Origin of the sequence: Prevotella sp. ICM33, from assembly GCF_000517825.1 — a bacterium.
Taxonomy (GTDB): domain Bacteria; phylum Bacteroidota; class Bacteroidia; order Bacteroidales; family Bacteroidaceae; genus Prevotella; species Prevotella melaninogenica.
The window spans coordinates 1-24694 of record NZ_JACD01000054.1 but is presented as its reverse complement, the minus strand read 5'-3'; the positions used below and the strand labels follow the sequence as shown (position 1 = coordinate 24694).

16 protein-coding genes are annotated in these 24694 nt (G+C 43.2%); 4 read left to right on the top strand and 12 right to left on the bottom strand.

Going from position 1 to position 24694, the window contains the following annotated elements:
• The first annotated feature begins 241 nt into the window (after positions 1-241).
• Positions 242-817 (top strand): RNA methyltransferase, encoded by a 576-nt coding sequence (locus HMPREF1505_RS06305; RefSeq protein ID WP_036923773.1) that lies wholly within the window; start codon positions 242-244, stop codon positions 815-817.
• 446 nt (positions 818-1263) lie between these two features.
• Entirely contained in the window at positions 1264-2094 is an 831-nt protein-coding gene (locus HMPREF1505_RS06300) for a hypothetical protein (protein ID WP_036923772.1), read from the top strand.
• A 104-nt stretch (positions 2095-2198) separates the two neighbouring features.
• Here the strand turns inward: HMPREF1505_RS06300 and HMPREF1505_RS06295 are convergent, their stop codons facing one another.
• The 4 genes from HMPREF1505_RS06295 to rnr all read right to left on the bottom strand — a co-directional run bounded on the left by HMPREF1505_RS06295 (position 2199) and on the right by rnr (position 7168).
• Complete coding sequence (locus HMPREF1505_RS06295; RefSeq protein WP_036923771.1) at positions 2199-3200, bottom strand: C1 family peptidase; 1002 nt, start codon at positions 3198-3200, stop codon at positions 2199-2201.
• Between the two features lie 162 nt (positions 3201-3362).
• Positions 3363-4178 (bottom strand): hypothetical protein, encoded by an 816-nt coding sequence (locus tag HMPREF1505_RS06290; RefSeq protein ID WP_036923770.1) that lies wholly within the window; start codon positions 4176-4178, stop codon positions 3363-3365.
• Positions 4179-4205: 27 nt separating this feature from the next.
• Positions 4206-4862, bottom strand: a complete 657-nt coding sequence (locus tag HMPREF1505_RS06285) for a hemolysin III family protein (RefSeq protein WP_036923769.1) — start codon at positions 4860-4862, stop codon at positions 4206-4208.
• An 8-nt stretch (positions 4863-4870) separates the two neighbouring features.
• Entirely contained in the window at positions 4871-7168 is a 2298-nt protein-coding gene (gene rnr, locus HMPREF1505_RS06280; RefSeq protein WP_036923768.1) for a ribonuclease R, read from the bottom strand.
• Positions 7169-7434: 266 nt separating this feature from the next.
• On the opposite strand from rnr, the gene HMPREF1505_RS06275 reads away from it, so the two are divergent.
• Both HMPREF1505_RS06275 and HMPREF1505_RS06270 read left to right on the top strand, forming a co-directional pair.
• A complete protein-coding gene (locus HMPREF1505_RS06275; protein WP_036923767.1) occupies positions 7435-8424 on the top strand; it encodes an NAD(P)-dependent oxidoreductase in 990 nt (329 codons plus the stop codon).
• A gap of 82 nt (positions 8425-8506) precedes the next feature.
• Positions 8507-9475: a phosphatase PAP2 family protein gene (locus tag HMPREF1505_RS06270; RefSeq protein ID WP_036923766.1), complete on the top strand. Its 969-nt coding sequence runs from the start codon at positions 8507-8509 to the stop codon at positions 9473-9475.
• Between the two features lie 140 nt (positions 9476-9615).
• Here the strand turns inward: HMPREF1505_RS06270 and HMPREF1505_RS06265 are convergent, their stop codons facing one another.
• From HMPREF1505_RS06265 to HMPREF1505_RS06230, 8 genes are all read right to left on the bottom strand, one after another.
• Positions 9616-10749, bottom strand: a complete 1134-nt coding sequence (locus HMPREF1505_RS06265; protein ID WP_036923765.1) for an ATP-binding protein — start codon at positions 10747-10749, stop codon at positions 9616-9618.
• 368 nt (positions 10750-11117) lie between these two features.
• Positions 11118-13595 (bottom strand): TonB-dependent receptor domain-containing protein, encoded by a 2478-nt coding sequence (locus HMPREF1505_RS06260; protein WP_036923764.1) that lies wholly within the window; start codon positions 13593-13595, stop codon positions 11118-11120.
• A gap of 524 nt (positions 13596-14119) precedes the next feature.
• A complete protein-coding gene (locus tag HMPREF1505_RS06255; protein ID WP_036923763.1) occupies positions 14120-16141 on the bottom strand; it encodes a glycoside hydrolase family 97 protein in 2022 nt (673 codons plus the stop codon).
• Positions 16142-16161: 20 nt separating this feature from the next.
• Positions 16162-17394, bottom strand: coding sequence for a glycoside hydrolase family 71/99-like protein (locus HMPREF1505_RS06250; protein WP_036923762.1), 1233 nt, complete (start codon positions 17392-17394; stop codon positions 16162-16164).
• A 516-nt stretch (positions 17395-17910) separates the two neighbouring features.
• The gene (locus tag HMPREF1505_RS06245) at positions 17911-19473 is read right to left on the bottom strand and encodes a RagB/SusD family nutrient uptake outer membrane protein (protein ID WP_036923761.1); all 1563 of its coding nucleotides are present in this window, start codon (positions 19471-19473) and stop codon (positions 17911-17913) included.
• Positions 19474-19512: 39 nt separating this feature from the next.
• Positions 19513-22449, bottom strand: a complete 2937-nt coding sequence (locus tag HMPREF1505_RS06240; protein WP_036923760.1) for a TonB-dependent receptor — start codon at positions 22447-22449, stop codon at positions 19513-19515.
• A 59-nt stretch (positions 22450-22508) separates the two neighbouring features.
• Positions 22509-23729 carry a hypothetical protein gene (locus HMPREF1505_RS06235; RefSeq protein WP_036923759.1) on the bottom strand — a complete coding sequence of 407 codons (1221 nt, stop codon included), beginning with the start codon at positions 23727-23729 and terminating at the stop codon, positions 22509-22511.
• A 136-nt stretch (positions 23730-23865) separates the two neighbouring features.
• Positions 23866-24372: a DUF5004 domain-containing protein gene (locus HMPREF1505_RS06230; RefSeq protein ID WP_004358977.1), complete on the bottom strand. Its 507-nt coding sequence runs from the start codon at positions 24370-24372 to the stop codon at positions 23866-23868.
• Positions 24373-24694 lie beyond the last annotated feature (322 nt).

The window sequence follows — 24694 nt, the reverse complement described above, 5'->3', positions numbered from 1 at the left end:
TTAAGTAGGGTTCTACAAGCTAATAATCCTCCCTTCGGATAGGTTAGGTGGAACTTCACAAGCTAAGACTCCTCCCCCTTAGGGGAAGTTAAGTGGGGTTCTACAAGCTAATATTCCTCCCTTCGGTGAGGTTAGGTGGAACTTCACAAGCTAAGACTCCTCCCCCTTAGGGGAAGTTAAATGGGGTTCTACAAGCTAAGACTCCTCCCCTTTCGGGGAGGTCGGGTGGGGACTTTCCTTTATGAGAAAACTACGCACAATCGAGATGAATAGGCTTTCCCTTGAGGAGTTCAAGGAAGCTGATAAACTGCCACTCATCGTTGTATTAGACGATGTGCGGTCGTTACATAATGTGGGAAGTGTCTTCCGTTCGGCTGATGCTTTCCGTGTGGAAGCTGTCTATCTATGCGGTATTACCGCCACACCTCCTAACGCAGAGATTCATAAGACGGCACTTGGTGGTGAGGACTCAGTTGACTGGCGTTATTTTGAACGTACAGAGGATGCCATCGAAGAACTCCATCGTAAAGGCGTATTCGTGTATAGCGTAGAACAGGTAGAAGGCTCAACAAAGCTACAAGACCTCAACACACAGCACCCAACAAACCATCAACACCCAACACCCAACACCCAACACCCAACACCTCGCTACGCTATCGTCATGGGTAATGAGGTGAAAGGTGTAAAGCAGAGTGTCGTGGATATGAGCGACGGCTGTCTTGAAATTCCACAATTCGGCACCAAACACTCACTGAACGTAAGTGTAACAACTGGTATTGTCATTTGGGAGTTTGCGCGTCAGCTACTTATAAAGTAGGTTTCAAACAACTGACGATAGAAGATATTGGGGGCAAATATGCCCCCTTTTTAATTTTAAATCACATGAAAACAGCCTGCATAAGTGGGAATAAAGCAGTAGTAGAGTTCACCTTCTGCGAATTATTTTCATGAAGAAAAATAATTATTTACGTGAAAAGAAATATTTATTTTCATGAAGAAAAAGAATTATTTTCATGAAAATAAATTATAAGCCTTGCAATGTTTGACCGCTTATTATTGTGGATAGGATTTGTTAATACGCATACTTCCACTACCCTTCATGGTGTATAAATCCTTAAAATCATATTTTTACAAGCAAGCTTCTTGCTTGTTTTTCAAATATTACATACCTTTGTGAAATCGAAATCAATATAGAAGGATGGTATCATATTAAAGCTATGATATCTAAAAACGACTTAACTTAAAACTAAAAATGAATAGATTATGAAGAAGGTATTATTGTATCTACTTGCTTTACCAGTAGTTATGTTGCTATTGGCAAGCTGTCATTCTGAAGAAGATGACTTTATTGATAGGCCTGATGCGAAGAGTTTGATTATTAAAGGGGTTGCTAAAACGCCAGACGGACAGCCAATTCCTAACATAGAAATAAAGTTGGATTATATGATTATATATAATCCTTATTCTTCTAAGGTTTATCATAAGGCCAAAGCAACGACGGATAAGGATGGTAACTACATAATGTTTTTCAACTTAAACGACAAAGAATTAAAGTCTTTGACCACTGATTCAGCTGGAGTAGCCACCTGGTACTCTCTACAGATGACGTTGGATTTGAGTAAGTTGGATGATAAAGTGTATCTATTACCTACTGATATCACAGCAGTACGTCCGTTGAGAGAGAAGAAGCTCTTCTATTGGGAATATATAGTGCCAGGTCGTTTACAAAAAGGACAGGTGTATGAGCAGAACATATTGATCCCTCGCAAGCAGCTTGTGAAGGTAAGGATAGAAACGAATGGAACTATTAACGAGAAGGATAGCTTTGCCATTTGTAATAAAGTCAGGTATGGTATAGAGAGACAAATACCGAATGGGGTTAATGGAGAAAGAGGTTATCTAATGTTTTACCAACCCGTGAAACTGAAGAATACACATAGTCAGACGGTGCAGATCTCATGTGCTGCTGAGGAAGACAGTAAGCTTAGTTTGTATCGTCTACCAGATGGAGAGTTTAATTATAAGGAGTATTCTTCGGAGGTTGAGGTCCCTGTGATGCAGGCAGGAGGTGAGTTGATACTTAGGACGCATTAGGCTTATTCTGTGGCTGTTTAGTCTTAGTAGGGCTACTCTCATGGGTATAGAAACAAAAATAGGGGCTGAGTGCTCAGTCCCTATCACCTTGTATTGTATTCGTCTTAAATAGCTCGAAGCACCACGGCAATGGTCTTCATGCGCACATAGTTCTCACTTAAGAACATAAAACCATGGTAGCGATTGGCTGTTCCCCAGCTATTTTTGCAGAGGAAGAAGCGACGGCCGTGCTGGTCGTGGGCCAATCCAACGATTTCCATAACGTGATCATCCGTTGTGCGACGCGCCTCAAAAGAAGCCTGCCGACGCTCTGCTGTCACCTTTTTGTCTTCATGTTTCAACACAGCAAAGCCATTTCCAAATAAGAAACCGGGCTCTGAGGTGTCGCCTTCCCAGCACACAGGATGTCCTGAACGTAAACTCTGAACAATGCGGTTCATCATCGTGTCGAGTGGGACATTGAGGAAAGTGTCATGAAAGTAATTATCAGGTACTTCCAAAGGGAAGCGTTGTCCGTATGGATGATGTGTGAAACTCGTTAATGCTATGTACTCATCATCAGTGCATACGCTATGTGCAAACTCTAATGGAGTGTATAATGCGCCTAACATAAAGACCTGATTTGGTAGCGGTCCGATATACTTATCCAATAGTTTCTCCGCATCATTGCCCTTATCCAACTTACGACAAAGAACGTTATAGTCCATATCTGGCTTATGACGATAGGCATCATAATGCTGCAAACCGTAGGTTTGTATAAGGTCGAGTGCCATAGTACACATACCACGCGTTGTGATACCAGCCTCCTTTTGAACGACCTTATTAGGGAGTAAACGACGACGATTTGCCTGCTCACTAAGGTACATACGTGCCACATAGTCAGGACTTAAGTTTACAGAATCACCCCGCATAATATGCTCTGTCTCAAGGGTTGCAAGCATACCATAGACCCAGCAGAGCGAACTCGACCCTTGATCCTTCACTGGGGTAGTAGGAAGACACAAGTCGAGTGTGAACTTCTCTTCTGGAAAAGAGATGTTACTCCGTTGCTGCCCACAGCTTACTAACACTAAACATGTCAAGAATACAAAGATACTTTTCTTCATTCTTCAATCCAATATTACCGTTTCTGTCTTGCACTTGGTTCTTGATAATGCTGCATTATCCCATAACCAGTACTAAAAACAATCGCAAAGTTAACTATAGAACATTTGTCTTAACTCCTTTCACTCCCTTTCACTCCTTAACTCCTTAACATCCTCTCTTGCTCAATACTCCACCATCTTAGTCCAATCCTCAGCCACTTCCTTGTCTAATGGTGGGACAACAGCAGGGATAGAGAAGGTCCAAACGCTGTTCTTCTCTTTCTTAATACGTTTGAGTTCACTATCAGTGATAGTCATACGGTCTGATACATAGAACTCACTCCAGACGTCAATTCGCTCGTCATCATCCTCTCCACGGTAGTGAGCAAAGAAGGTTTGATGCTTCTGTGAGGCAAGGAGAAGATTGTTAGAGAGGTAACTCTCGCTCTCATCATACTGAGTCATCCGAGCCACGATACCATACATACGCAGCTGACTCATGTCTATTTCGTGCTTTGGTTGTCCGACAAGTTCGTCCATCTCAAGGGTTGTCACGACCTCTGTCTTCCCATTAATCTTCCGCTTTTCCTTGCTTATCTTACCGCATTTATCAGCCCATCGGTACACATCTCCATTGTTGCGAGTGGAGTATTCCTCGCTGTCAATACTATTAAGGAGCGTCTGTCGTTCCAAGTTAGGGAGTGAAATGCGCACAAAGGTATCATCGCCATTGGCTTTCGGAGCCTTACGACGACGTTCACCAAGAAACTTTCGTTCAACAAAAGGCGATCCTTTCTTCCCTTCTGAAGCCTCAGTAGCAGTGTCAGAAAGCGGTATATAAAACTCCATCATACCGTCAATAAAATAGCTAAGCATGGAGTTTGTTGCCTGATAGACACGATAATAGCCTTTCAGACGAGTGTATTGTCGTTCCTGCGCCTGTGTATTCACGACTGCAAGAATGAGTATTATAGAGAGCAAGAAACTACGTTTCAACATTTCTTTTTGTGTTTATATGAATACAAATCATAGGTATTCCATTAGGATTCCCCACACAGCTATAATATGACAAATGCTACCTGCAAGGACAAAGAAGTGGAATACTGTGTGCATATACTTACGCTTGTTGAGCGAATAAAACAGTGCACCAGTAATATACATGACTCCTTCTGCAAAGATCCAGACGAGCGATTGCGTTTTTAAAGCATCGACTAATGGTTTGAAGGCAACCAATACTGATAGCCCCATACCGATGAATGTCAATGTTTCTAAGTTACTATGGTCACGCAACTTTCGGAAAGATGAGATGGTGCCAAGTATTGCACAGAACCATACAAAAGCAAACAAACCCCAGCCCCAAGCACCTTGATTGCGCAAGGCTATCAGTGTTATGGGAGAATAAGAACCTGCTATATGCCAATAAATAGCGGCATGGTCCCACTTTCGCAACCGTTCTTTCCATACAGAATGAGCAGAGAGGGCATGATAGACGGTCGATGTGATATAGCTGAAAAGCATCCCGACAAGATATAATATCACACCCGCTGTTGCCCAACCAGACCGCTCCTTAGAACACCAAACAAGGAAAATCGTACCGAACACTACGCCCAGTACGATTCCTCCACTATGACTCCATGAGTTCCATAGTTCCTCTTTGTGTGAAAAGAATATCTTTCGTCTCACCTTGATAACTACTTTCTTCTGCGGCTCTTGCTACCACGCTTGCTGCTCTTTCGGTCGTTCTTCCTATTTACAGCATACTCTGCAGCGGTCTGCTTAGTCTTTAATGGGCGACCATCATCAAGTGCGAAGTCGAGCTGTCTACGCTCTAAATCGGCCTTAGCCACCTGAATGCGGATAGGATCACCAAGCTGATAAACGTGGTGACGACGACGACCAACAAGACAATAGTTCTTCTCATCGAAGTCGTAATAGTCATCATCGAGGTCACGCATTGGTATCATACCCTCGCAATGGTTCTCATCTATCTCCGCATAGATACCGAAACTCTGAATACCAGATATGTGTGCATCATAGCATTCACCGATATGCTCGCTCATGAACTCAACCATCTTATACTTGATAGAGTCGCGTTCTGCATTCTGTGCAACGAGTTCCATGTCTGAACAATGCTCACAAAGCTCCTCGTAATGTTCCTTATTAGCCGATCGACCACCGTTCTGGTAGCGTGTTATCAAGCGATGAACCATCGTGTCTGGATATCGACGAATAGGCGAGGTAAAGTGGGTGTAATAATCAAAAGCAAGTCCGAAGTGACCGATGTTATGCGTAGTATACTTCGCTTTCATCATCGAACGGAGTGCAATCGTCTGAATCACCTTCTCTTCACGTTTGCCTTGTACCTCGTCCATCAGCTTGTTCAATGCCCGAGCAGTAGCTCCCTTCGTACTTGCAGACTTGAGTTTATAACCGAACTTGGCTGTAAATTCACGCAAGTTCTCGAACTTCTGCGGGTCAGGATTGTCATGAACACGATAAGGAAGGGTCTTTGCTTTCTTGCCTTTCTTCACGATTCCGACGCTTTCTGCTACTGTCTTATTAGCTAAGAGCATAAACTCTTCAATCAACTTGTTGGCATCCTTTGAGCGCTTAAAGTAACAACGGATTGGCTTACCCTTCTCATCAATGTCGAAGTGGAGTTCTTCTGAATCGAACTTCACGCTTCCTGCCTTCATACGACGACCACGAATCAACTTTGCAAGACGGTCGAGTGTAATGATTTGTTCGGCATTCTCGCCCTTATATCCAGCCTTTCCTGGGTCTGGAGCAGGCTCGCCTGTACCATCAACAACACCATTGTCTTCTAATATTTGCTGTGCCTCTTCGTAAGCATAACGACGGTTTGACTTGATAACCGTGTGCACAATGCGGTAAGCCTTTACGTTTGCTTCATCGTCAAGGTTGAATATACAACTGAAAGCAAGCTTCTCTTCATCTGGACGGAGCGAACAGATGAAGTTACAAAGGCGCTCGGGAAGCATCGGGATAGTGCGGTCTACAAGATAAACTGACGTCGCACGCTGTTGCGCTTCACGGTCGATAATATCTCCTTCCTTGACATAATGCGACACGTCAGCGATATGTACACCCACTTCCCACAGTCCACTCTCTAACTTTCGGATAGAAAGTGCATCGTCAAAGTCCTTCGCATCACGTGGATCAATCGTACAAGTCCACACGTCACGGAAGTCTTCACGTTCCGCATAGTCCTGTGCTGTAATCTCAGCACTTATCTTCTCGGCAGCATCCTCGACACGTTTAGGATACTTATAAGGCAAGCCATACTGAGCAAGGATGGTATTCATCTCCACATCATTATCCCCTGCTTCACCCAAGACGTCCACCACTTCGCCCACAAGGTTCTTATGGTCGGCATCAGGCCACTTGGTAATCTTCACCAAAGCACGGTCATCTGTCTTTCCTCCCTTTAGTTTCTTCTTAGGAATAAGGATGTCATGAATAAAGAGATTCTCCTGTGTTACAAGGAAGGCAATGTCCTTCTCGACACGCAACCTTCCAACGAAGGTGTCTTTCTTCCGTTGCAGTATCGCGATGACCATTGCCTCTTTTATATGATTCTGACGGCGTGCCATGAACTGAACTCTCACTTGGTCGCCATTCAAAGCCGCCATAGAATTACGCTCAGAGACAAAGACTGGTGTACCACCATCCTCTGGCAGGAATGTATTCTTACCATTCGCCTTACGAATAAAGGTACCTTCCTGCACCTGTCCTTTGGTATTCAACGTGTAAGCACTCTCTCCAACCTTAGAAAGGAAGTCGTCCCACGCCAATTCCTCCATCACATCTATCGCCAACATTTTGGCTGGATGGGTGGTAAGTTTGAGTGCATGAAATATCTGTTTAAAGCTAAATGTCTCTTCGGGTTGTGTCTGAAAGAAACTCATGAGTTTCTCTGCAAGCTGCTTCTTGGTCAATCGCTTGCTGCTTTTCTTTTCTTTCCTCATAGTGGAATTAGTTGTTTTGAACTCAAGTAAAGGTTATCCTAAGCAATCCTAAAAGCCATCGAACATTATTGTCCGGAGGCTTCGGACAAGTTGTCCGAAATAGCCGTAGCACATGTCCGGTAGACCGAGACAAAACGGTTTGATACTTAGTTGCAATGCTGTTCATTACATACAAAACATCTAAAAACCGAAACTTGAGTTTTGTTATTTTCCACAAAGTAACGAAAAAGTTTGTATCTTTGCAAACGTTTGCAACGAAATTTTTAATGAAAAAGATACTTATAACAGGCGCATCGGGCTTCATTGGCTCCTTTATTGTGGAGGAAGCACTGCGCAGAGGTATGGAAACTTGGGCGGTAGTACGACGTACTTCCTCACGAGAATACCTACAAGATGAGCGTATTCATTTCATAGAATTAGACTTCTCATCTGTCGATAAACTAAAAGAACAGCTCTCTGGACATCAGTTCGACTATGTTGTTCATGCCGCTGGTGTAACAAAATGCTTGAACAAAGAGGATTTCTTCCGTGTCAATCGAGATGGTACGCGCAACTTCGTACAGGCGCTGCAGGAACTTAATCAGCCTTTGGAGCGTTTCGTTTTCCTCTCAAGCCTTAGCATCTTCGGTGCTATCAGAGAGCAACAACCTTATAAGGAGATTGAGCCAACAGACACTCCTCGACCTAACACGGCTTACGGTAAGAGTAAGTTAGAGGCTGAACAGTTGTTGCCTTCGTCCTTCCCTTATATCATCTTGCGCCCAACTGGCGTGTATGGACCACGTGAGAAGGATTACTTCCTGATGGCAAAGAGCATCAAGGGGCATAGCGACTTTGCTGTTGGTTATAAGCAGCAGGATATTACCTTTGTATATGTTAAGGACGTGGTGCAGGCTACCTTCCTTGCACTTGACCACGGAAAGATAGGCAGTGCCTACTTCCTAAGCGATGGAAAGGTCTATCAGAGTACTACCTTCAGCGACCTTATCCACGAGGAGTTAGGCCGTCCTTGGTGGATTCGCATCACAGCTCCGATATGGGTATTGCGTGTTGTCACGTTCTTTGGCGACTTTATCGGACATGCTACAGGTAAGATTTCGGCTTTAAACAACGACAAATACCAGATTCTAAAGCAGCGTAACTGGCGTTGTAACATCCGCCCTGCGATTGAAGAGTTAGGCTATAAGCCTGAATATGACCTCCAACGAGGTGTGAAAGAGACTATTGAATGGTATAAAAAAGAAGGCTGGCTGTAATTTAGCTTATTATTATTAGCCTTATTGGCCCAATTAGGCTAATAAGGCTAATAGGCCTAATAAGCCCAATAACAACAAAACAATGAAACAATTCATCATAGACTTATTCAAATTAGAAAAGAAGCCCGTAAAGGGTCTTATGGCATACGAATGGGTGGTAATGGCTTACTTGGTGCTGACCCTCATCGTCATCTTCTTTATGTACACCACCATAAATAACCCGCAGGCAATGATCTTCGGGCGTTTACGCATCGTCGCTTTGACGGCTGCTATGTGGGTGGTTTATCGCTTAGCTCCCTGTAGGGCGACTCGTTTCCTACGTGTTGGCGTACAGTTAGGACTACTTGCTTGGTGGTATCCAGACACCTTTGAAATCAATAGACACCTGCCCAACCTCGACCATCTATTTGCTCAATGGGAGCAAGACCTCTTTGGTTGTCAGCCAGCCCTACTCTTCTCAAAGGCTTTGCCGGGTCCTATCTTTAGCGAGTTGTTCGACATGGGCTATGCTGCCTACTATCCTATGATAGCTGCAACAGCTGTTTATTACTTCGGGTGGTACTATAAGGAGTTTAACAGAGCTACCTTTATCATCCTCTCTTCCTTCTTTATTTATTACATCGTATTCATCTTCGTGCCTGTAACAGGACCTACCTTCTATTACAAGGCAATTGGTTTACAGAACGTGACAGCGGGTATCTTCCCTAATGTTCACGACTACTTCAACCATCATCAGGAGTGTTTACCAAGCCCAGGATACACTGATGGCATCTTCTATCACCTCGTTGAGGATGCTAAAGCTGCTGGCGAGCGTCCTACTGCAGCCTTCCCAAGCTCACACGTTGGTGTCAGCACCATCTGTATGTTGCTCCTTTGGCACGATCGCAACTATAAACTTCTGGCTATCCTTGCACCTTTCTATCTTCTGCTTTGCTGTGCCACTGTTTATATTCAAGCGCATTATCTCATTGATGCCATCGCTGGTTTCATCACTGCAGTTATCTTCTTTGCCATCCTCCTACGCATATCACGTAAGATGATAACGGAGTAATGCTACACTATGGATAAGGAATAAGACTATAATAAAGCCAATTAAAGGCGTCAAGTCAATAGTTTCTTCGTATAAGAAAAGTATGTAATACGATAAAAACTATTGACTTGACGCCTTTTATTTTATGCCTTCTAAGATCTTTAAAACATCATTTTTCGTTGGAACCACTTGGCAAAAACAGGGTCAGTAATAGCCAACTCCGTCCCACGCTTTTCTATCAAGTCACGCTCAAAGAGTGCTTTCTGCAATCGGTTGATATTCGAGTAACTACCCAATTGATATTTCTCTCGTATCTTTGCAAGTCCAAAGTCTTTCGTTACACCAGAGCATAAGGCACGCAGAAAGTTAAGTTGATACTCCGAGAGGGGTTCAACCATCTGCATAAAGAGTACCTCATTCGTTGCTAAAAGGTCGTCTGTTGCCTGCTTGATATCGGTTTCATCCACTGTCTCTCCTTCTTCCTTCTGTGTATAAACGAGCCAAGATAACTGCTGAACGTAGGCTGAATAGTTGTCGGTAAAGCTGCATATCTCCTCCGCAAGGGCTGAACTGATAGTCCTCTTACCATCTGCAAAATGACTGACAATATACTCCACCCACTCAGCCGATGGTATCTTGTCGAGCACTATCAAGTCGCCAAACTGATAGAAAGGCATACTGCGGTGTAGGAAAATGCTACTCATCAAGTGATGCTTACTACCGAAAAGACAGTAAGATACGTGCTTCTGATGTTGCCATACACTCCTTAATCGTGCCTGTACATGCTTGCTATCGGTCATTTCACCTATCTGTTGGAACTCATCAATACAGACAACAATCTGCTTTCCTTTCTTTATGGCAATTTTTTCAGCCATCTCAAGCACTTCTTCTGGCGTATGTGTCTTCGGAGTTATACCCAAAGAAATAGCAAAATCACTGTTCGGTTCGGGACTAAATGATATCTTTGGCGTAAGTCTATACAAGAACTCCTTTGCCTCCTCGAGCCACATACTCTGCTTTGATGCCGTCTGCTTCAGTACTTCTGATGCCAAACGGTTGTAAAAGTCATATTCGCTCTTACAACCAAAGATGTCTAAATAAATCGTTATAATATCTTCTGACTTCAGCTTTTCACACACACGCATCACCAAGGAGGTCTTTCCCAGTCGACGAGGAGACATCAGAATGGTATTGATACCACCTCTGAAATTATTCATCAATCGGTTTGTTTCCACTTCTCTTCCTATGAAGTTATAATCGGAAACAGCTACTCCATAAACAAATTTCTTGCACATAACGATTACAGTTTTAGCTTGTCTTACGACTGCAAATATAGTAATAAAATAGCAATCACACAAGTTTGTATCACACAAACTTGTGTGACACAAACTTGTGTGACAACTAACAGGCTTACAAACAAACATTTATAAGATACAAGGAAAGGAAAAAGCGATATCAAAAACACCTTGATATCGCTTCTTTTTTATGCTCTTTTTACGTAGGATAAACATATGGGGAACCAACATTCTACGTATGCTTATCCTACAGAAAGACCGCAACTACGAATTCTTTTCATGAACAAAAAGAATTATTTTCACGATAAGAAATATTTTTCTTCATGAGAAGAAATATTTATTTTCATGAAAATAATTCGGAAATAGGACTACATACCAGTGCCAGCACCCATTCCAACACCATTCATTTGCTGGTCATTCTTCTTCTCTTGGAAGTCATTTGAAATCTTACTCTCATGTGTTTGGAACTGCTTCTTAGTATTTCCAAAATTCCAAGTGATGGTTAATGCCACGTGTTGTGCTGGTATCGTGATATTCATGTGGTTCTCGAAGTTAGCACCATGGCTGTATTGCTTGATATGCATCTTTCCTGTCAGCGGTACGAAATACATCAAACTGAGGTTGAGTTTGTCCTTGATGAAACTCTTTGAAAGGGTTGACGTAAACATATTAAAGCCTCCGTTATATCCCTGCAATGAACGTTTCTTTGTCAGTCCACCCATAAACACACTCCAATTCAGCTTCCATGGGAAGGTTTGCTGTACGCCTAAGAATGCGCTTGCTTGCCATCCAAAGTTGTGTTCGCCCAACTGTTCTGAACGAATATCTCCATAGTCAACTCCTCCATTGAGCATAATACGTGTCTTAGGGGTGACTGCATAGTTCATAAAGGTGCTGAAGTTAGTCCAACGACTACGCACGATATTGCCATAAGTTGTGTTCAGCACTGTTCCGTTCATAAATGAATACTGCTCAATCTGGTTGTTGGCAAAGGTCTCACCAAGCGTCATATTCATCATAAACTTCGGTGTAAAGTAATTGAATACTAAGCTAACGTTGTGACTCTTCTCTACTGACAAGTTTGGATTACCGTAACTCAAGACCGTAGGATTAGACCGATCGACATACGGATTGAGGTAGCTAACACCCGGACGGCTGATGCGCATGTTATAATTCAAACCTAAATTGACTCCTCCAGAGATATTATAACTGAAGCTGGCAGAGGGAACAAGACTTCCATAATTCTTCTTAAAGTCGGAACCAGAACCAACGATAAAGTTCACCTTCTCCCACGTATGTTCATAACGTAAGCCTGCCTTTGCACCCAACTTACCCATCGTTGCACTGTACTCAGCATACTCTGCCAAGATACTCTGTGTGTTCTTATAGTCCACACTGTTAGCTGCATTATAGACCTCTGTACCTCCTGTGATGTCATAGAACTTAGAGTCTGACGAGTTGCGATGAGAGATAAACTTCAAACCAGTACTCAATGTTTGTCCTTTTCCTAATGGAGTCGTAAAGTCAACCTGCACAGTATGCTCCGTTCCACGTGTCTTTGCTGTTGAATAAAGGTCGGATAAAGGAATCGTCACACCTGTTGGAAGCACGTCATAAGTGCGTCGGTTATTACTCTCAGCAGGAGAAGTAGTGAAGAGATAACTCAATGTCAAGCTACTTGTACGTGCCTTATTGAAGAAACGTTGATAGTCAACACTTCCGTTAAACGACGTACTCTTATTCTCCATCGTCATCTGGTTGCCATACGTGAAACCAGTTCCGTAGCTTCCACCAGAGAAGGTTGTCGTAGGGTGTCCATCGTTTTTCATCGTGTGACCAGTCAACCCGAAGGTAGCACCAATATTACTCATAGAGTCGAGTTCATAGCCTAAGCTAATATTACCCATCGTGAAATTAAAATTGGTATTACCCCTCTGCCAATAGTCCATACGTGACCCATCAGATGAAGTACGGCGCATCTCTGTTTCTGTTCCGCCTGCCTTACCTTTTGAAACCATCAGGTTAGCACTGTAAGTGAGCTTTCCTTGTTGTCCACTCAAGAAGGTTGAACCACGATATCCCTTGTTGCTTATGGTGGCAGCAATACTACCGTTGTATCCGTTCAACTTCGTTTTAGCCTTTCCATCAGCATTATTCATGACGATATTCAGTACACCACCGACACCTTCTGCATCATATTTTGCACCGGGGTTTGTGACTACCTCGATTGATTTCACAGCCGAAGCAGGCATCGCCTTGAATATCTGTGAGGGATTGGAAGAGAACATTACGTTAGGTTTTCCGTCCACATAGACCTTGAAGGAACCTTGTCCATTGACGGTGATATTGTCCTGTCCGTCCACTGTTACCATCGGAACCTTACGCAACATATCAAGTACGGTGTTCGTCTTAACATCGTTGTCACTCTGAACATCGTAGGTCATCTTGTCAGTTTCCATCTTTACAAGCGGTTTCTGAGCCACGACTTCAACCCCTTTCAGCTGCTTTGTATCATCTTGTACAAGGAGGTTTCCGAGGTCAATAATGCCACCTGCCTCCGTAAGTTGTACCCTACGCAGAATCTCTTTACGTCCCATTGAAGTGAAGGAAATAAGATAGTTACCTTGTCCTGTTACCTTTTGAGAGAACTTTCCGTCCTTTTCTGTCACCGACATAGCCACCGGTGTCTCGCTTTTCTTACCTTTGTAGACTCTGATAGTGGCGTATGGTTCGCCCTCATGGGTCAAAGAATCGAGTAATACACCCGATATTGTTGAGGTCTGACCATGTGCGGTTATGGCAATAGCCATCATACCCAAAGTAACGATTAACCTATTAATTTTCATATTCTCTATGTTTTTACGGCTGCAAAGATGATATAGATGTAATACAAAGTTGTTTCCCATTACAACAAACAACATCAATAAAATCATTATCAATCACCTAACCAGTAGTGTTTTACTATCTAATCTATGTACGCATTATACAATGCAAAACTAACGAAAATATTCTAATAAAACAAGTTCTGAAGGTAAAAAAGAACAACTTAAAATAGGATTCTTTCCTACTCTTTCTATGCTATACAATAACTATACTAACAACGTATTACATCGTGTTTAAGCCTCCGCACCATTGGTGCTAACGCCCCGCACCACTCGTGCTAACCATCCGCACCATATGTGCGGGATATCAACATAGAGAAAGAAAAGCGTTATAGAGAATCATGATTGGCATGATAAGAGGTATCGTAAGGCGTTAAAGCCCCACTTCATAAGGGTAGACATTTACCCAATAGTACAAAAGAAAAGATGATTACCAAGCCCAGACAGACAATCGTAAAGGCTTGATAATCATCTTTAAAAAAGTTATCTTACTTCAAACAAACCAACTGGATAGCAAAGCCACCACTCTTTGCTAAGTGCAAGTTGAGTACTGTTTCGTTGTTAACCACCTGCTGTTCGATCGTCATAGAATAAGGATTCTTATCGTATTCAGCGTCAGGACCATCCTTATAGATGATAGCCTTGTAACTTGTACCGGGTGAAAGAAAGCCGAGTTTCAACTTGATATCACGTGCATTCTCGTCACTCATACCTCCAACAAACCAGTTCTCACTATCGCGATCCTTACGTGCAGTAACGATATACTTACCTATCTCCGCCATAGGAATCACAGTCTTTTGCCAGTTAGAAGGCATTGCCTCGATGAAAGCAAAGGCTGGCTGATCCTTGTAGTTTTCGATTTCGTCGGCTGCCATCTGCCATGGAGTATAAATAACAACATACTCAGCCAACTGCTTAGCAAGTGTTGTGTGCGGATGCGTATTAGGATAAACCCTACCTTCAAGGTTAAAGATACCTGGTGTAAAGTCTATCGGTCCAGCCAACTGACGAGTGAAAGGAAGTACACAAAGATGGTAAGGAGGGTTACCACCATTGCCATCCCAAGCATTCCACTCTTGTCCTCTTACACCCTCACTGGCGATAAGGTTTGGATAAGTACGCTGTAAACCGGTTGGCATAGCAGGCTCATGATTAACCACCATAATGTGGTGGCGGGCTGCAGCCTCTATCACCTTGCGATAGTGACGCACACCATATTGAGAGTGCTGGTGCTCCTTATCGTCCATTAGATTATTGACATAACCCGTCTTAACAGCCTTGATGCCCATCTTCTCATAGAGAGAGAAGGCTTCTTCCAACTGGTTCTCATAGTTCTTTGCAGCACCACCTGTCTCGTTGTGAGCGATGAGTGAGACACCCTTTGACAGTGCATACTTCTGCAATCCCTCAAAGTCATAATCAGGATAAGCCTTTGTGAAGTTGAATTTATCACCTTCCTTACCCCAGTCGTTTTCCCATCCATAGTTCCAACCTTCAACCAATACGCCTTTGAAACCATGCTGTGCAGCAAAATCAATATAGCGTTTTGTATTCTCGGTTGTAGCACCATGCTTAGGACCTATAGCCCAAGTCGCTGTCTGCATGTGGTAAGACCACCATACACCAACATACTTTCCTGTTGTAATCCATGATGTATCCTTAATCTTACAAGGGTCGTTAAGGTTCAACATGACACGGTTTGTAACCAAACCACCCGCCTTATTCTCCACTGACAACATACGCCAAGGACTAACGAAAGGAGCTTTTGCACGTACCAAGTCGCCATTTGACCATGGAACCAACTCAGCCTTCAATCTTACGTTACCATCTTTTGTCTCTACAGGCTTAACATTCAGCGAAGAATAGTCTGTCAGATTTGCCTCGTGAAGCATCATATAAAGGTCTGGTTTCGCCTCGATAGTAACAGGAGTGCATACCTTTCCCTTCTTACTCAAGTGGTCCTTTGTCCACAGTCCCTCATAGTAACCAGCATCATAAGGCAATGTCCATGCCTCTGGATCGCCCTTAAAGCAGAATTCTGTAGCCTCATCTGTGATGACAAAGTCCTTCAACTGCTTTTGCTCTGGGAATACATAACGGAAGCCCATACCATCGTCAAAGACACGGAAGACGATATTCAGCTGTCGCTGCAGTCCTTTCTTCTGTGCCAACTTCATAGTCAACTCGTTATAATGGTTGCGCACATCGACTTCTTCTCCCCATGGTTGGCGCCACGTTTCGTCCTTTGTAGCTCTTGCAAAAGCCACAACACGGAAGTCACTATCAAGACTTCCATCTTTCAGTTTCATTCCCAAAGATGAAGGGAGAAGGATTACCTCCCCACCACGACGCAAAGAATAATAAGGTCGTCCAGCATTATCAACACCCACTGTCAGCGTCAGATTGCCCGAAGGTGAACTTACCGTAGCTTCCTGCTTTGCCATCATTGCCATTGGAAGAAGTGCAAAGCACAGCACTAAAAAGAGATTTTTAAAACGTTCTGTTTTCATTTATTGAGATTTTAATAATATTAATTCTTACCATTAACAGCATCAAGTAAGGCTTTCGCCTCACCTGTCTTCAATTGTACAAGGGCGTTATATGCCTCCTTTACCTTCGCGTTATTAGGTTGTGCAACACGTGCTTGATACCAGCGATAGATAAGTTCTAAGTCGGCTTGTTGATAGCTTACACCTGTGAACTTCTGCAACATGAGGAGGTATTTATACCCATACTCTAATGTTGGTTCGATAGTAGTTCCCTCGCCATAGTCGTTCCATGTGCTTATTTGCAGATACTTCAGACCTGCCTGTCGGGCTGCATCAAGCTGTCGCTGGAACAACGCTCCGTTCTCAGCATTATAGGTTTGATAACCTGTACCGCCCTCACCTTCTTTGTAATAGTCCCAGAAACCAGGCATAGCACCGCCTACAAAGCACTTATAATCCTTAGCTATAGCATAGTTAGGATTAGGATTCACCCATGTATAAACACCTTGTGCATTGTCTGAATAAGTAGCATTATTGACACTACCCATCTTTCCTTCCAGTACAAGGAACATTGGTTTTGTAGTGAGGATAGAGAAACTACGATACCAGTCTTTTGGCAATTCCATCTGAATAGGACCGAAGTCTAATAACAATGGACGACCCTCAACCTTCACATAACTATCATCTTTAAAGAAGTTCTCAGCTAAATAACGTAAGTCCTGACGTACTGTTCCAACCTTATCTGTCACTCCTTCGAGTGTTCTGTCTTCATAAACGACACTCATCTTGAGCCCTGCACGTTTCAAAGCACGGAAGAGTGCTTCAGTATTCGACTTATGTAAGGCGATAGAATTATCACTATTAACGCCATACCAGTCGACCATTACACCGTCTAAGCCGGCATATTTCATCAGCAAACACTGATAATCCAACACAGCCTCATCGCCACTTGCATAAGGACCCGTCTGTGGATAATAGTGTGAAGCTATCTGTCTTTTGCCGTTAGCATCGGTTTTGTTAGGGTCACAGTTCTTCATTGTCCAGTGGTAACCCCACTTTCCTTCGTTCTTAGGGTTGGATGTGGTCGTTTCAAACCAAGGCATATAATGTGCATACACCTGCATGGTGTTTGACTTCGTAACGGCAACAGGCACGACTTGCGTAGTCTGCTGACTGCCTTCAGGCTTCTTAGGTGCACCCTCATAGCTGTCTGCACAAGACGCAAAAAGCAATCCTGAGACAGCTGCAAATGTAAATACTAATTTCAACTTCATCTTGTCTATTGTTCTCTTAGCTGACCTTCCTATTCTTTAAGTAGGTATAGGTAATTTTTTACTTATTACGTTGCCACCTCTACCCTACTTTCTATTGCTTTGAAAAAGATGCCCTTTCGTTAGCACAAAGATAAACTTTAAATACCATAAAGGTAAACTCTAATAGTATAAAAAGTCATCTTCTCCGAATTATTTTCATGAAGAAAAAGAATTCTTTTCATGATAATAAATAATTCTTTTCATGATAATAAATATTTCTTTTCACGATGAAAAATATTTTTTTTCATGAAAGTAATTTGCCACAGACAGCTTTTCTATAGGAGAAAGTCATGTTATTAACTTGATATTACATGGGTTATTGCATCATAAAAGAGGCAGTTTTCGTAAGCGTTAGTAGCTTATTCCAAGCAGTATAAAGCTTCTCTAATAAAGCCCTTAAAACCCAATGGCAACTGCATGGACCTAAAATTCCTGCCGTACCATTGGGCATCTTTATAACACTAAACCCATCAAAAATTAACTTTCGTAGCCAGGATTCTGCTTTAAGTTAGGGTTCTTGCTCAACTCCTCTTGTGGAATTGGATAGATACCTGTATGCTTATCGGCAGGATCGGCTGGCTTTTCCCACCACGCTTTGAAGTAAGTTCCAAAGCGGATGTTGGTTGTACGGCGCAGATTCTCAAATACAAACTCGTGCTTCCACTCTGTGTCAAGGTCGTCGAGGGTGAGCGTTGTGAGGTCGTCAAGGCCTGCACGCTTGCGAATCTGATTGATATAAGTGAGTGCTGTTGAGGTGTAACCCAAACGGAAGTTGCACTCAGCTTGCATCATTAAAATCTCCGCATAGCGCATCAGTACCCAGTCGTTGTCGCGCTCCCAAGAGTCATTAGCACTCCATTCGTACTTGTTCAGACGTGCACCAGCATTCTTAGCAGCATCGGTGAAGTTGTCAATCTCCTCCGTATAGTTCAATGGTGAGCCATCATCCATCAGTACTTCAGAACCATCCTTAGCACTGTATTGCTGACCGATGAGCAGACTTTGGCGACGTACATCCTTCGCATCGAATGATGAGTAGAGTCCAGGCTGTGCGCAGATACCATTACCACACCACTGATAAACGCCAGCTGGGTCGAAAGCTAACTTCTGATTATAGTGGTAGGTCATACTTGCAAGATAGTTACCTACGGTTCCCTGCTTGTGATCGTAAGGTATTGCGAAGATGATTTCAGGAGATTTCTCGTTCTGAATAGCGAAACTTGCCTTATAATTTGCAGTCAGCGAATAGCCTTGAACCTTATTACAAGCATCAAGACAGTCCTGCCAACGAGCCGTACCAGTAAACACCTCGGCATTAAGATAGAGTCGTGCCAAGAGCGTATTGGCTACGTTCTGGGTAAAACGACCGTAGGTAATGCCAGTAGGCAAGAGTGGGATAATCTCCTTGAGTTCCTTCTCAATGAAGGCAAAGACATCCTTACGCGGAGTATTCGTTGGGAGTTCCTTCTGTGTGAAGTCGGTCACAACAGGTACGTTTCCAAAGCAGTCGAGCAGGTTGTAATAGTAGTAAGCACGCAAGCCACGCAACTCTGCCTCCACTTTCTGCTTATCCTCTGTGGTCAGTCCACTCTGTTCTACTTGATAGATGATGGCATTCACCTTAGAAACACCAGTGAAGTTATATCGCCAAACAGAGAGGATACCAGAGTTCTTAGCGTCCCAGTTGTGGCGTTGGAACTGCTGATAGCGACCACCATCATACCAGTCTGTACCACGGGTTGGGATACATGCCTCATCACTTGAGCACTCCTGTGTGAAGAATACATACTCACAAGTAGGATAACAGATGATACCTGCGCCCTCAGGAGTACCTGAACCATAGCCTCGGAGTGTAGCGTAAGCACCTCCAACGATAGTTGCTACCTCAGAAGAAGTCTTGCCATAGTCATCCTGCGACACCTTATCGTAAAGTTGTTCGTTAAGGTCAGTACAGGAAGCCATTGCCAAGAGCAGTCCTACTCCTAACCAAGTCTTCCGTCCTGGAAGGATATTTGATATGCTAATATTCAATCGTTTCATAATAATTATGTTCTTATAATGTTGAATGTTACGGTAAGATTAGAAGCCAATGTTCACACCCAATGAGAAAGTGCGTGGTCGTGGGTAACTGTTGAAGAAGTCAATACCAGGTGAGTTCAGTACGTTATCTGGTACACTTACTTCTGGATCGATACCCTTATAGCCTGTAATACAGAAGAGGTTTTCGCCTGTCACATAGAAACGTAGACGACTAAGACCCATCTTCTTCACTGCATTCATCGGAACAGAATAACCCAAAGTGATAGACTGTAGACGGAAGAAATCACCATTCTCTATGAAGTAATCAGAGAAAGTTGGATTATCAGTAATACCGCTCTTCATGAAGTCGTCGAGGGTGTTCTGTGATGGGAAGCGTGTTGGATCATACATCACCATGCGGCTAACATTCAGTACCTTCTGTCCGAACATACCATAAGCAGCTACGCTTGCATCGAAGTCACGCCATGTTGCATTGAGTGAAAGACCAAGGTTCCACTTAGGCATTGCGGAGCCTAAATAGCCTTCCTTCACCTTTCCATTCTCGTCTTTCTCAAGCATATACTTGCCGTCGTCTGAGATTCCTGTGCAATGAGGACCCCAGAAGGCACCTGCTGGAAAGCCCTCTTTGATGACCTGTGCGTACGTGTTTGACATACCACGAACACTGTGCAATGGACCTGCTTGAAGTCCTACTGCCTGATATTGGTCGTTAGAAAGCTTTGTAATCTCTTGATGGTTGTAGGCAAGAGAGAGGTTAGCATCAAGTGTCCAATCCTTCGTGCGGACTGCTTTATAACCCAAAGTAAGCTCAAATCCTTTGTTCACTAAGTCACCAACATTCGCCAACATCGTACCCACAAGGTATGGAGGTTGTGGCACTGGATAAGTCCAAAGGAGGTCGGAAGTCTTCTTATAGTAAAGTTCTAACGTACCATTCAATCTATTGTATAGAGAGAAGTCAACACCAAGGTTCCACTGTGCTGTTGACTCCCATTTAAGGTCAGGGTTAGGGTTTTGAATCTGTGTGTAGGAGTTCTTCCATGTTCCAGTAGTCCCATCATAGTAGGCAGAACCTGCTGCAGAGAGGATAGAAAGCGACTTATATTCGCCAATACCATTCTGATTACCAGTCACACCGAAGCCTGCACGAAGCTTTAAGTTGTCGAGCCACTCACGTGTTGAAGCCATGAAAGGCTCTTCAGAGATACGCCAAGCCAAAGAAAGAGAAGGGAATACGCCCCACTTATGGTGCTGACCGAAGCGAGAAGAACCATCATTACGCAGCGTAGCAGTAAGCATATAGCGGTCCATTAGGCTGTAGTTCACACGACCAAAGAACGAAATGAGTTTTGATTCACCCTTATAAGAACCCACATCTCCCTGTCTGTGGTCTGTTCCTGCACCTAAGTTGTTATATCCGAAAGCATCAGAATCGAAGCCAGAGCGTGTTGAGCTGAAGCCTTCATAGGTGTTATCGAGGTAAGAATAACCACCCATAAGATTCAAATGGTGGATGTCTGCGAACTTTTTATCGTATGTTAAGTAAAGTTCTAACTGCTTATTTGTATAGTCATCATAGATTCTTTGACCCCATCCATGCTCACTCTGTCCCTCCATTCGAGCGTAAGTAGGCTTGTATAATCCCGACTTAACAGAGTTGAATTCATAGGATGTATTCACCGTAGCAACCAATCCTTCGAGGAGAGAAAGCTCTGCCTTCAAGTAGCCTAAGAAGCGATGACGCTTGCGATCTTCAGTTCTGTTGTTGTTTAACTCAACAGGATTCTCTGTGTTTGTACCATTGAATTGAGCATAGCTGCCGTCTTGATTATAGACAGGGAAGGTTGGTTGAAGGTTAGTCATGCGTTCAAAGATACGGTTATCGACTGGATGCCAGCTGTCAAAGTTGGTATTGATGCCCTCATCCAAGCGTAAACGACCATTCATTCCAATCTGATAAGCAGAGAGAGAACCAGCAAGTCGGTTCATAGTATTGTTCTTAATGACACCTTCATTGTTGTTATAAGTGAAGCTGGCACGATATCCATGCTTCTTCTTAGACGATGAGAAGTTGATATTATGCCCATGAGAGATAGCCGTACGCATAAGTTCTTTCTGCCAGTCGGTACTTGCTCCGAAGTCTAAAGCACTCATATTGCCTGTTGAACGAACATAACTACGCCACTGATTTGCCGATAGTAAGTCGAGTGTTTTGGCTGCAGAAGCTAAGGCAACATAGCCATTATACTGAATAGTATTCACCTCAGTGTCTGAGCCTTGACGATTGGTAGTAATGATGATAACACCATTTGCACCACGAGAACCATAGATAGCTGCAGCAGAGGCATCCTTAAGAATATCCATGCTGACAATCTCTGAAGGTTGAACAGAGTTGATATCAACACCTGGAATACCATCTACAACAACCAACGGACCATTACTTGCCGACAAAGACGTACCACCACGAAGACGGATAGAAGCACCTGACTCAACAGCTCCAGAGCTTTGTACGATAGAAAGACCAGCCACCTTACCTTGCAACAACTGCTCAGTAGAGGTGATAACACCCTGTTTCATATCCTTAGAATTGACTGAGGCAATGGCACCCGTAAGGTCGCTCTTGCGCATCTTACCGTATCCGACGCCCACGATAGTCACCTCATCAAGTGTCTTGGCATCCTCTTCCATCACGACTTTTAGGTCTTTTCCTGCCTGCACCTTACGACTTGTATAGCCTACATAGGTGATTTCGAGCATATCACCTTGTCGGCACTGGATAGTGAAATTACCATCAATATCAGTGATAGCACCCACTTTACCGCCTACAATACTCACCGAAGCGCCAATAAGTGGTTCATGACCGCTATCAGATACCGTACCAGTAGCAGTGAAGTCCTGTGCTGATACCTGACTACAGAACATCATCAACGCAAAGAGGATGAGTCCCGATAGTTTATTTTTTATTGTTAGTTTCATAGAATTTAATGCTTTTATGGATTGAATAAGACGAGGAATCATTCTCTCCTCTTCCGTTATTAATCAGCCACAACGAGCGGTATTGTTGATGTAACAACCGTCTTATCGTGCTGATCCTTTACTGTTACCTTCAGCTCAGAAGCTTCCACACCCTGCAACTCCTTGTTCAAGTCGAGTGTTGCCTCACGCTTATCGCGCACGCCAGGCATAGTACCAGTAATCGTCTTTGTACCTGCCACGATAGTATATTTCAAGTCACCAGCCGTACGCTCATTGTATTCACGCGTCAACGTAAGGATGTCCTTACTGCTTAGACGTGTTGGGAAATAAGAGAAAACAGGGTCTGGATAAGGAGTAGCCGTACCTGCCTTTTGCTTTTGGTCACCACTATTCACACCCCACTGGTTAGCTCCTGCAGCATCCTTAATGACCTTTACGATAAGATAAGTCATATTTTCAAGCTGAAAAGCTGCCTTTTCATCGGGATCAGCAAGGATGGTTGGCTTGTCTGCCTGCCCTGCATCTTGTGGGTTATAAGCATAGTATTCACTTGGAACACCTACATTCCAAACGTACAAACCATTAGAAAGTTTCTTCAAACCTGTCTTTGCTAACACTGCAGGACGCCATACATCCAAGGTCTGTTGTACGGTCCAATCGTTCAAACCTGAGTGTGCAGCAAACTCTACGAAGTCGGCATCTTTTGCCAATTCTGTCAATGTCTTCTCACCTAATTTATATACATCAGGATTGAAAACTACTGTCAACGGCTCGTCTAAGGTGAACTTATCGGTGAAACCCTTATCTTTCTTGCCACTGAAGAAACGGATTCCATCACCCGACTTCTTAAACTCCTTGAACTCAGAACGGCTGTCAGGAGCTGCGAAAACACCCGACCACATACTACCATCCTTCGTCTTCAGACGTTGCCAAAAGCCTGGCCACGCATCATCTTCAAACTTTGAAATATCGCTGTTAAAGTACTGTGTTGGTACCATTGTCTTCTTATAGATGTTGTTACCAACGTATTCCAACTTCGCAAAGTCAGATGAATTGCCACCATGACCAGCATCTGGCTCAGTTGGCTGCCATGCCCAGAGATAGAGGTCAACACCCTCCTGAAAGCCGACATCGGTCAAATCATAATAGAAAGTAACCTCTTCATCAGCCGTGAAGACAGCAGGAACTGTCCAGCACTTTGGTGCCTTCGGTAGTTCTACACCATCAGCAAACAATGCCAAGGGGAACAAGCACATCAATGCAAATAATATCTTCTTCATATTGATTCTGTTATTTTAGGGGAGTTAGGAAGTAATAAAGTAAGATGGTAACTTATAGAAAAGTCCTACAAAAGGAAGACTTTGAAACTTTGATAAGCCCAAGAGAAAAAGTACTGATAACCTCCAAACTCCAAAATTACTTAACTGCCTGTGTCAGATTATAAGTGTAAGAGACAAAAGGCTGGCCGTTTGTCTTGCGTGTCAAACGATATTCCAGTGTCTTCGTATTCCCCGGCACAGCCGTTACAGTGAGTGCTGTCTCAGCCTTTCCGTCATTGAGAAGGAGTCGACTTGGCGTGTTATCACTCTTTGTGAAATTGTAATCCATCTTCCATGTGCCACTTGTAGGCAACAAGAGTGGTGCACTTCCTTCTACCGTGAAGGTCGATGGATTACCAGCCTCATCTTGGTTTAGATTGATGACAAACGTGTCAAAATCGAGTAGGTCTGTCAATGTCTTTGTACGAGCATTCGCCTCATCAGTCTGCACAACAGAATTAACAACCCACTTACCGCCAATCTTTTCACTTAGCGTTATCGGTGCTGTAAAACTTCCGTCATCAACTGTAGAACATCCCGTGAACGCCATTGCCGTAGAAAAGAGTAGTCCAATAGCGAACAAATTACCTCTGATTGTTCTCATAGTGAATCTTGTTTTTAGTTATTGAAAATTTATTTTTGTTGATTATTTCTTTATTGGCAAAGTTAGTTATCATTATTCATAAAGTAAAGAAAACTGATGATTGTATAAACATAAATCGGCTATAAAATTCATAAACTACTGATAATCAACACCCATTTGTTATCCTAAAGTATAAATAATATAACTTGAATATTACGCTTTTAGCCCTTTCAGAGCATCAAAACGACAAATTTTCAGCTAAAAGGGATGCAATTATTAACATTTAATCCAATTCGGTCATTAGAGCCTAAACATATTTTGTTTTATTATCGAGCAGATTGTT